At 37.2% G+C, this 8,286-nt stretch carries 8 protein-coding genes; 2 read left to right on the top strand and 6 right to left on the bottom strand.

Annotated elements, in window-relative coordinates; genetic code table 11:
- Positions 1-67: 67 nt before the first annotated feature.
- From CP355_RS08915 to CP355_RS08895, 5 genes are all read right to left on the bottom strand, one after another.
- Positions 68-1,108, bottom strand: coding sequence for a type II TA system antitoxin MqsA family protein (locus CP355_RS08915; protein WP_087176909.1), 1,041 nt, complete (start codon positions 1,106-1,108; stop codon positions 68-70).
- 27 nt (positions 1,109-1,135) lie between these two features.
- Positions 1,136-1,555: a type II toxin-antitoxin system MqsR family toxin gene (locus CP355_RS08910; protein WP_087176910.1), complete on the bottom strand. Its 420-nt coding sequence runs from the start codon at positions 1,553-1,555 to the stop codon at positions 1,136-1,138.
- 418 nt (positions 1,556-1,973) lie between these two features.
- Positions 1,974-3,809, bottom strand: a complete 1,836-nt coding sequence (locus CP355_RS08905; RefSeq protein ID WP_098044362.1) for a monovalent cation:proton antiporter family protein — start codon at positions 3,807-3,809, stop codon at positions 1,974-1,976.
- A 103-nt stretch (positions 3,810-3,912) separates the two neighbouring features.
- Entirely contained in the window at positions 3,913-5,004 is a 1,092-nt protein-coding gene (locus CP355_RS08900; protein WP_098044361.1) for an SLAP domain-containing protein, read from the bottom strand.
- An 18-nt stretch (positions 5,005-5,022) separates the two neighbouring features.
- Positions 5,023-6,249: a glucosaminidase domain-containing protein gene (locus CP355_RS08895; protein WP_098044360.1), complete on the bottom strand. Its 1,227-nt coding sequence runs from the start codon at positions 6,247-6,249 to the stop codon at positions 5,023-5,025.
- A gap of 233 nt (positions 6,250-6,482) precedes the next feature.
- Between CP355_RS08895 and CP355_RS08890 the strand changes: the two genes are divergently transcribed.
- On the top strand, positions 6,483-6,995 hold the full coding sequence (locus CP355_RS08890) for a Panacea domain-containing protein (protein WP_025005692.1): 513 nt from the start codon (positions 6,483-6,485) through the stop codon (positions 6,993-6,995).
- On the top strand, positions 6,955-7,200 hold the full coding sequence (locus CP355_RS08885) for a hypothetical protein (protein ID WP_143468928.1): 246 nt from the start codon (positions 6,955-6,957) through the stop codon (positions 7,198-7,200). Before CP355_RS08890 ends, CP355_RS08885 begins: the two co-directional genes overlap by 41 nt.
- Before the next feature lie 167 nt (positions 7,201-7,367).
- Here the strand turns inward: CP355_RS08885 and CP355_RS08880 are convergent.
- Positions 7,368-8,286 (bottom strand): RNA-guided endonuclease TnpB family protein (locus tag CP355_RS08880; RefSeq protein ID WP_098044358.1); only part of this gene is annotated, 919 nt, incomplete at its 5' end.

The raw sequence follows: 8,286 nt of genomic DNA, 5'->3' as shown, positions 1-8,286 counted from the left end.
GGTCCAGATGGACTTTTATTTTTATAAAGTGTTCAACTTGATTTTACAATCGGCGGTCTTATTTTGTTTAAAAATCACGAATCTTTTTAGCTAAACTAAAAGAAATAATTTCATCTTCGTTGGTTTTTTTATATGCTAATTCTTCATGCATATATCTAATAATGTCTTTAGCGTTGTAATCTTTAAATTTGGCAATTACAGCATCCAGTATTTCTTTATCTTGTACAGAAAGAACACTATATTTCACTTTATCCGAAGGATAAAAATGAATCATTTCGTAGCCTGAATTACTCCACTCTTCTTGTACGTTAATATTAGCTAAATCTACCATATTCCTATGTCCAATAGGAAGAGCACCCATACTTTTATGCTGATAGACTAATCCTGTAATTCCATAACCATATTTTTTATATGAGAGGCTATCTACATACCATAACATTTTCATTAATTTAACTTTATATAAATCAGCAACATGAAATGCAAAATAAGAAATAATAGCTTCTAATTTATCAATGTTTAAACGTTTTTGTCCATTTTTATCTGAAGGTTTTAAGTAAGCAACATAATTACTTTCCAATGCCTGACGAGACAGGTTTTCTCTACCATATAAGTCTAAATTACGTTTTACTTTTTCTTGAATCGATTTCTTTTTATCTTGTGTAAATTTAGAACCGTTTCTTTCTAATAAATTCAAAATAATTAATGGATCTTTACGAATTTGTTGAAGCATTCCATCATGACTTTCATCTTGGATTGATTTACTTTCATAACGAGAAATAGTTGCTTCACCCCACCCCAGCAATTGTGCTAACTCCACTTGTGATAAATTATAATCTTTACGAAGATCAACAATTTCACTAGAACTTAACAAATGATGTTTTCTCCGATATGCATCACGTGCTGCTAGCAAATTTTTATTAGCCATTTTAGTAGGGACAAATTCACGCTCATCTGGGTCTGCATTTTTACAATAATAATATTTTTCTTTATAAGTTATTATTTCACCCTTAATCTTAGCTTGGATAAGAGTTTCTCTTTCTTCTATTTCGTGTGCTTGATCACAGATGGGACAATCCTTTACATATATTCTTTTAATTAGTTTATTCATTTTATTGTCTCCTGAACTAGATCTTCATTACTTATATGGAAAATCTTTCATTTCGTATTGAGCGAAATGAAAGGACACACATACTATTTTTTTGGTACGCATCTGCTTAATTTTCAATTTGATATAAACTTGATGATTATCTATTTCTTTTGCAAAAACATACAAATACGGTGGATGATCATCATCCTTATCCAAGAGCACTTCATAATACTCTTTAATTGAAAGTTCTTTCAATCTTTCAACAACATCCTCAACAGCATAATCTAAGTCTAGCAAAGTTTGTGGCGTTGAATATCCATGAATTCCATGAGGAGTGCGATTTCTAATTAATAAGAAATCTCGATTAACATCAAATTGATTACTATTAAGTATTGATTTAAGATCATTCAAAAAATCATTTACAGTATTTCTACTAACCTGAATTGGAATCTTTACGATGTTAATCACCTCTCCCTCTCTAATGCACTATCAATTGATAGTATATAGAATCACCTGAAAATGTTCAATTAAATTTTATAATATTTACCAAAATATTAATCTTAATAATGCCTCTCTATAAATTGTATTTTTATTGTTGCTTTCATATAATAGTAAAAGAAAAAGAGCTAACGACTGATACTCGTGTAACTCAGGTAACTGAATCGTGTGAGCTAACCTTTACGGTTGGCTTTTTTTGTATCTTATTTTAACAAGTTATCATGTTATAATGTACGTAGGAAGATTGTCGCGTCCAATGATCATGGATGTATGCGCAACAAGACGATAACTTGCAAACGCGCGGTGGCTCTGCATAATAGCAGGGCTTTTTTATTTCCGATGATTACTAAAAAAGTGTCCGAGATTTTTCTCAGACACTTCTTTTCTACTATTCCTTACTCAACAAATCACGGACACGATCTGCCACCTTAAATTCACCAGAGAAGACCAAAATATCTCCCTGCTCAATCACAGTCGCACCACGTGGAATTAACCATTCATCCCCACGCTTAATTCTACTTACCGTAATCTGATCAATAAACTCTAAATCCATCAGTTGACGACTCGTATAATGCGTATTCTTCACTTTGACAGAATACAAAATGTTCTTCGTGTCAGTCATAATTCTGTAGACAGTTGGTGACTCGATCATTGCCCTCATCAATGCAGCATGCACATTGGTAGAGTTAAAGACTTCGATTCCCTTCTCATTAAACTCGGTCAAAGTCTTGCTATCAACTTCGCTAAGTCGGGCAATCACACGATTTACGCCCTTCTCTTTTGCAATCCGGGCAATCTTAATATTATCTTCGTCCGCGCGATTAGCCGCTACCACGATATCACCATCAAATACGCCATCTTTTTCAAGCGTTTCTTCGTCTAGATTTGGCAAAAAGGTTAAATTCTCTACTCGACTATCGTAAGTTTTATATTGATTCTTTTTGTCAGTGAACATCTTGACTGAATACCAATTAGCATGCAAATCATGAGCAACAGGCACAGTAACGGCATTCGCGCCAACAATTGCCACCTTTTCCTTAATCTTGTCTTCTGGTAACAAAACAAAGTTAGAGTTAAAGACAATCGGACTCAAAATGCAGACAATTACCGCAGCCAAAATGAAGGCATCAGACTGCGTTGATGTGATTGCGTGCAATTTCCGTGCAACTTGTAAAGTTGGCAAAACAATCGTAATAGTTGTTGCCGTCAAGAACCCACCAGCAAAAGCATTTTTCTTCTGAAAATAGCGCACATAAGTTAAAAGAACTGGTACTTTTGCAATAAATAAGAAAATAACTAACACTGGCAATAACATCAATGAAGACGGATGTGCAAAAAGTGAACGCAAGTTAAGTCCCACACCAGTCATAATGAAGAAAATCGGGATAAAGAAGCCATAACCAATTGAAGTCAACTTATCTTTAGTAGCTTCACTTGGCTCAAGCAACTTCATTACCATTCCGGCTAAAAAGGCACCTAAAATGTTTTCAGCACCAACAGTTTCTGCTACGGTTACCAATGCAAAAATCAGGAAAAAGGCTAACCGAATATCAAGTTGAGTGGTTGACTTAGTAATCTTAGCAAACCACAAATATGGCTGCTTAAATCGACGCAACAAGAAAATTGCAGCAACAAATAATAAGATAATCAACCACAATTGTTCCGCATTACCACCATTGATAGATGCATAAATTGTTAACAAAAGCAGTGGAATAACTTCGCCGAGTACGGCTGTTAACAAAATCGTCTGTCCGATTGGTCGACCTAAAATATCCTTTTCCTTCAAAGTAGCGATAACCACGCCAAGGGCCACAGTCATCAAGATAATTGCGGCCAACATGACTTCACTGAATAATCCGGTAAGTCGTAAGACATAGGCTAAAACAAAGGCCATGATCACGATCCCAATAAAGGCAGTAATCGCCGTCTTCAGCGGATCGACCGTCTTCCCTGCTTGCGACTTCCCTTTAGGATTATTTTTTCTTTGCAATAAATCAAAATCAATTTCCATCCCTGATAAAAACATCAACAAGATCACACCTAGATTAGATAAAAAGGTTAGATCATGCGTGGATGTAATCAAGTTAAAACCGCTGGATCCCATGATGATGCCGACGATAATCTCGGCAACCGCGGTTGGTACGTTACTAATCTGAAAGCGTGCCATAAATATTGGAATGACTAGCGCTAACAAAACTACTAAAAATAGTGATAGTTGTGCCATAAACTCCCTCTCTTTCAACACGAGTTAATTATTTCATTTTCAAAATTAAAACGCTAGATGATATTCTAACAAATAATCATCTAGCGTTAAATCAACTACACTTCTATTCAATATCTTTAGCTAAGATATATTGTGTAGCGTTAAGTGCATAATACTTTTGACCTTTAATTGTGATCTTGCTGCCGTAAGTTAATACGCGGCTGCCTTCCTTGACTTTGTTCTGCTTTTCAACGCGACCACTTCTAGTGTGCAAGTAGGTCTCGTTCTTTACTGTGCGGACAGTGGCATCAATGTTAGAAGCAACAACATATTGATCCTCGCCAATCTTGTAGTACTTCTTATTATTGATCATCTTGTAGCCCATCACAACGACAGGACTACCAGCCTTCTTCAAGATCTTGGTTCTCTTGCCCTTTTCGGTGTAAACATAAGCATCGTGACCAAGAGTTACCGCACCTTGAACTGCAGGTACTTCTTCCTTCGTCTTGTTTGGATCCTTAGTATGGGTATTTTCATTCTTCTTTTGCAAGTTGTAGTAATACTTGATTAAAGAATAGAACTGATCCATGTCGTAGCCCCACTTAGCAAAGTAGCCATCTGGGTCAACGTGATCGGTACCACCTAAGAATGTGCTGACAGCATGGTGAGACCAGATCGTCCCTTCACCATCATCACAGGCATTGTCTGGCTTAAGATCATAACGGTGAAGCAGTTTTGCGATATAAATAGCATCATTATTCACTGACTTAGCAAATGCATCCCTAGTATTTTCTTCACAAAGCTCAATCTGGATAAAACGGTTGTTAGCCTTAGGACCTGCACCCCAGGTACCCATATCTGGTGATCTCATCTGAATAACTTGCTTGCTATCAACAAAAGCATGAACGTAAGCATTAATATTCATCCACTCACGGTTAAAGTAAATTGCTTCATCGTGGGCAGTCGCGCCAGGATCGTCAGTTTCGTGAACTACGATTCCTTCTGGCTTGCCATTTTCATATTCGACACCAGGGAACTTATTATACTTAATACCTTCGAGCTTCAGCATCTTGTATAAATAAGTCACACCGCTATATTTATATTTTTTGGCGAGCGAGTTGATTGATTCAGCATGAACTGTTTGACTTTGGATATTAATCGCTGTAATCAGCCCCAATACTGCAATTAAAGTTGCTAAAACTTTCTTTAATTTCAAATCAGGCCCCCGTTCTTATTACATGAAGTTTGATTTCTTAATGTATTGACGGATACCGATTCTGTAATACTTCTTGCCATTGATCTTAACAGCACTTCCGTATGTAGCAACTTGTTCATTCTTCTTACGCTTTAAAGTGTTGTCGCGGTTGCCATATTGGTTATAAACATAGGCATTATGCTTCAAGAATCTAAGAGTACCATCAATGTTACCGGCTGCAATGTATTCATTTTCGCCTACACGGTAGTAAGTCTTCTTCTTAATAGTCTTAGTACCGTAAGTAGCGATTAACTTGGTGCCTTCTTCATCGTTGACCTTGTACATCTTGCCCTTGATCTTCTTGCCTTTGGCATCGTAGACATAGGCATTGTGCATCAAGTTCTTTTCAACCTTGGTTGCACCCTTTGGAGCCTGAGTACTTGGTTCGCTAGTAGTTGTCTTACCCTTGGTTAAAGAAGTACCGTTGATCCAGCCTTTACCTTCAATGTACATTCTAGTTGAACCATCATTGTAGGTAATGGTCTTAGTTACAGTAACCTTTTCGCCGCTCTTAACAGAACCAACAGCCTTAGCTACTGAATGGTTAGTTGGCCAGTTATAAACTGAACCTGACTTATCAACAGTGTAGTGCTTGGTAGCCTTAGAAATCACTGGGTCATATTGGTTCAAATTATGACTAGTGATTCTAGAATTAAGTGCAATATCATACTTGCTGTCGGTAGCATAAGTACCAGTTAAAGCCTTGGTTGCTTCGGCATAAGTGTTAGCATTCTCAAGCCAAGCGCCCTTGTAGCGAAGTGGTTGCCAAGTAACACCATTACGCAACTTGCTACCATTATCTTCAAATGATTCTTCAAAAGAATTATATTTTCTAAACTTGGCATTAATGTAGTAGCTCTTACCATTCTTGCCCTCTTCACGAGTCTTGGCAGAATAAGTAGCGCCACCCCAACTATCGTCAGCCTTCATACCAAAAAGATTGTTTGCATTAACTGCAAGACCTGATTGTCCCCAACCAGATTCCACGATAGCTTGTGCAATCATTACTGATGGATAAGTACCATATTTCTTAGCAGCTTTAACAGCTTGCTTAGCGGCCTTATTTAAGAATGCTGTTTGCGCATCAGTAGCAGCAGAAACCTTTTGGCTACGAAGATCATTAATTGCAGAAATATTAGATGCTGGGGCAATTGTGGAAGTCAACACAACTGCGGCAGCTATGCTGGTCAAAAGTCTCTTCTTCATGAAATTTCCTCCTTGTATAACACCCTTCATTGTATCTAGCAAATAAGCAAGAAACAAGCCATTCATACCATTTGTACGGAAAAAGTAATATTTCTATTACACTGTTTTTATTGTGTTTGGTGGGAGCTGTACAATCTTAAGAAAGTGTATGGTGATATTTAATTCATTAGGTACTTTTAACAGATTTCATTATAATATTTGTAGGCACGAGATTTAATATGAAGGAGACTATTATGAGTAGAGATGCATACTTTTTTGATAAAGTCGAAGACTTGGTATCATATCTTGAAGCAAAACTTACTAACCCTACTCCATTGAAAATTCAAAAATCATTGTATTTCTTATGGGCCTTCTATGCTGCAACATACGGAAGCATTGATTATTCTAATGAAAATAGTGAATTTTCAGAAACTATCAAATACCCAAAAAGATTATTTAAGGCGAACTTTGAAGCTTGGCAATACGGCCCCGTCCTAAACAAAGTTTATGGAGAAGATAAAAATAACTCAATCACGCCAAGTTTAGAGAAAAAGCGTTACTCTAATTCGATGGAAAAAGATGTTTGGTCATTTATTGATGATATGATTGCACAAATTGATCCTATTAATGATTTTGGATTAGTAGCTAGATCACACCAAGATAGTGCTTGGAAAAAGGCTTATAAGGCCGGTCAATCACATTGTCCCATGAATGAAGAAGAGATTATTGAAGATTACAAGGAATATGCCGCAACCACAAATGCCTAAATTTCGTCCCAAATTAGTAACCAACCATAATAACCCCAGCCTAACGACTGGAGTTAAATTATTTAATCAGCATACTGCTGGTCAGCTGAATGCTCACAATGCTGATGTAAAAATTCTATTTTTTGACCAATTTTTAAATTCATTTAAAGACGAAAAGAATGAATTCTCCAACTTTGTTGACCGTCTAGGGAGTCAACTACCCTAGACTGAAGTCTAGGGCTTAGTGGCTCGTTAGCTTGCGCTAACCAGAACACCAACTTGCTTAGATACGGACTTGACTTACCAGCAGTAATCTTTTGACTATTGCCGATAGAGGTCGTCTAATTACCAAAGCCTTTTAAGTCCGCGAGTTGCTAACGGACTGCAGCCTTTCTAGGCTGCTTTTTTTATTTTAGGATTTTGCCACTTGCTTAATCCTTTTTCTAAGATGTTCACTGCCGCATTCCAATCACGAATATGGTGCGTTCGACAGATTGGACAAGTCCATTCCCGATCCTTAAGGGTTAATTTCTTATAGCTATTTTGTCCCATAATACTGCCACAAGCATGACAGCGTTGAGTAGTATATTTAGGATCAATTGTTAGAAATTCTTTACCATATAGATCTGCCTTATAAGCCAGCATATTCAGGAAACTACGCCAGCCGACATCAGAAATGGCTTGATACAAGGCATGATTCTTTAACAGGTTTCTGTTTCTTAATTCCTCGGCAACTACTAAATCGTGGTTTTTGATTAGTGTAGTTGAGAGTACTTGTAAAAAGTTATTACGCTGTCTTCTGATCTTATCGTGCAGTTTAGCGACTATTAGACGCTGTTTTTGATAGTTTTTTGCTAGCCACAAATTGCGTCCTTCTTTTTTTGCCCGGCGCTGCCTGCGAGACAAGACACGTTGGGCATGGGCCAGCTTCTTTTTGGTTTTGCGATAAAATCGTGGATTAGCGACCATTGCTCCGTTAGATGCTGTTAGGAAGTTATCTAAATTGAGGTCAATGCCAATTTGACTTTGTGTTTTAGGTAATTCCTTAACAAAAGCAGTATCACTGCCTAACTGCATAGACAGGTAGAACTGGTCATCAGCGGTCTTTTTTATCGTGACTGTGCCAATTCTAGTTGGAATCTGCTTAAGCAAGCGCTCTTTAATCAGTTTTCTAAAACCAGCAATGCGGACAATTCCCAGCTTAGGCAATTTAATATGTTTAGCATCAATAAACCTAGCTGTCCCGTTATCAAGATAGGCTTCTTTTTGCTTAGGATATTGACAGTTGGTCTGATATGACCAGTCGCTGCGT

It is taken from the genome of Lactobacillus sp. UMNPBX4 (assembly GCF_002554115.1).
Taxonomy (GTDB): domain Bacteria; phylum Bacillota; class Bacilli; order Lactobacillales; family Lactobacillaceae; genus Lactobacillus; species Lactobacillus gallinarum.
The sequence above is the reverse complement of the archived record's forward strand: the minus strand, read 5'-3'. Positions and strand labels throughout refer to the sequence as shown.